Origin of the sequence: Streptomyces niphimycinicus (assembly GCF_018883605.1) — a bacterium.
Taxonomy (GTDB): domain Bacteria; phylum Actinomycetota; class Actinomycetes; order Streptomycetales; family Streptomycetaceae; genus Streptomyces; species Streptomyces niphimycinicus.
Window position 1 is genome coordinate 1 of the sequence record NZ_JAHLEM010001045.1, and the last position, 2,496, is coordinate 2,496.

The window sequence follows — 2,496 nt, forward strand, 5'->3', positions numbered from 1 at the left end:
TGGCCACGTCCGGACACCACCCACGGCACTACACCACCCGCCGCGAGACCGCCTGGCGAGGTGTCCGGTGTGGTGGTGGCCTCGGGCGGTTCGGGGGCCTGCTCAAGGATCAGATGGGCATTCGTACCGGAGATGCCGAACGCCGACACACCGGCCCGGCGCGGACGCTCCCCACGCGGCCAGGCGACCGGCTCGGTCAGCAGCCGCACCGCACCCGACGCCCAGTCGGCGTGGGGCGTCGGCTCGTCGATATGCAGCGAGACGGGCAGCAGCTCATGGCGCATCGCCATCACCATCTTGATCACACTGGCCGCACCGGCGGCGGCCTGGGTGTGCCCCAGGTTGGACTTGATCGAGCCGAGCCACAGCGGCCCGTCCTCCGGCCTGCCCTGGCCATACGTGGCCAGCAGCGCCTGCGCCTCGATCGGATCGCCGAGCGTGGTCCCGGTGCCGTGTCCGTCGACCGCGTCCACCTCGGATGGCGACAGCCGGGCGTTGGCGAGCGCCTGTCGGATCACCCGTTGCTGCGAGGGCCCGTTGGGCGCCGTGAGGCCGTTGCTTGCGCCGTCCTGGTTGACCGCCGAACCCCGGATCACCCCGAGAATACGGCGGTTGCGGCGCCGCGCCTCGCACAGGCGCTCCAGGACGAGCAACCCGGCGCCCTCGCCCCATCCAGTGCCGTCGGCGGCCGCCGCGAACGGCTTGCAACGGCCGTCCGGGGCCATGCCACGCTGCCGGGAGAACTCGATGAACGCGCCGGGCGTCGCCATCACGGCCACCCCGCCGGCCAGGGCCAGATCGCATTCGCCCTGGCGCAGTGCCTGAGAGGCCAGGTGGATGGCGACCAGCGATGAGGAACACGCGGTGTCCACCGTGACGGCCGGACCCTCCAGGCCGAGCGAGTAGGCGACCCGGCCGGACACCACACTGCCGAGGTTCCCGGCGCCGACGTACCCCTCCACCTCGCTGGTGATGTTGCCGATGACCGACAGATAGTCATGCGAACCCACCCCGGCGAACACCCCGGTGTTACTGCCGCTCAGCGACTCCCGATTGAGCCCGGCGCGCTCGAACGCCTCCCACGCGGTCTCCAGCAGCAGCCGCTGCTGAGGGTCCATGGCCTGGGCCTCGCGGGGGCTGATGTCGAAGAAGGCCGCGTCGAATTCGGTCGCGTCGTAGCAGAATCCGCCTTGGTCCACATAGGACTTCCCGTAGCTTTCGGGGTCCGGGTCGAACAGCTCCTCGGTGCCCCACCCCCGGTCCGTGGGAAAGCCGGAGACGGCGTCCTCCCCGTCCCGCACCAGCCGCCACAGCTCCTCCGGCGACCGCACCCCGCCCGGATAGCGGCAGGCCATGCCCACGATCGCGATGGGCTCCGGCTCGGCGGACTCGGCCTCTCGCAGACGCTCACGGGTCTGGCGCAACTCGGCCGTGACCCACTTGAGGTGGTCGAGCAGCTTCTCTTCGTTCGACATCTAGCGGAGGCTCCTTGGCGCGTCGCGGAGGATGGGGGTCATCGGGCTCACGACTTTCCGAACTCGTCGGAGATGAGGTCGAAGATGTCCTCTGCCGTCGCCGTCTCGAGCTCGCTATGGGCCGCGGAACGCTCCGTTTCCCGTTCCGTGTCGCTCCACTTGGCCAGCAGCAGCCGCAGTCGCCCGGTGATCCGCCGACGGGCCGCCTCGTCCACCGCCGAGGGCGCCGAGACCGCGTCCCAGCGGTCGAGCTCCGACAGCAGATGTCCCTCGGAGGTCAGCTCCCCCTCGACGAGCCGCTCGCGCAGAAAGTCGGCCAGCTCCTTGGGGGTGGGGTGGTCGAAGACCAGGGTGGGCGGAAGGTCGAGACCGGTGGCGGCGGAGAGCCGATGCCCGAATTCGACGGCCGTGAGCGAGTCGAACCCCAGCTCCTGGAACGGCTGGGCGGGTGGCACGGCATCGATGGTGGGGTGGCCGAGGATCGCCGCGGCATGCGTCTGGATGTGATGGAGGAGAAGCTGGTGCTGCTGGGCGGGGGTGCCGGTGGCCAACTGCCGCTGAAGCGAACTGCTCACGGCCGCGGCGTCGTCCGGAGTGGCATCGACGCGTGGCGACGCGGCTGCGGCCAGGCCGGACAGCAGCGGGCTGGGCCGCTGTGCGGTGAACCCGGCCGGGAACCTCTCCCAGTCGATGTCCGCGATGGTGACCGTGGTGTCGCCGTGGTCGAGGGAGTGCTGGAGCGAGGCGATGGCGAGATCGGTGTCCAGAGGACGCATCCCGCGCCGGCGGTAGTACTCGACGACGGCCTCGTCGGCGGCCATGCCCGCATCGCTCCACGGCGCCCAGGCGAGGCTGGTGGCGGGGAGTCCCCGGGCGCGGCGGTGCTCGGCCAGGGCGTCGAGATAGGCGTTGGCGGCGGCGTAGGAGGGCTGTCGGCTCCCGCCCCACGAGGCCGCGCCGGACGAGAAGAGCACGAACGCGCTGAGGTCGAGATCCTCCGTGAGTTCATGGAGAAGGCCGG

At 71.0% G+C, this 2,496-nt stretch carries 2 protein-coding genes; both read right to left on the reverse strand.

Annotation, left to right across the window (positions count from 1 at the left end; translation table 11 throughout):
* Nucleotides 1–1,475, reverse strand: a 1,475-nt coding sequence (locus tag KN815_RS47360; protein WP_216347950.1) for a type I polyketide synthase, incomplete at its 3' end; no start/stop codon positions are given.
* A 47-nt stretch (nucleotides 1,476–1,522) separates the two neighbouring features.
* On the reverse strand, nucleotides 1,523–2,496 hold a 974-nt coding region (locus KN815_RS47365; RefSeq protein ID WP_216347951.1), incomplete at its 5' end, for a beta-ketoacyl reductase.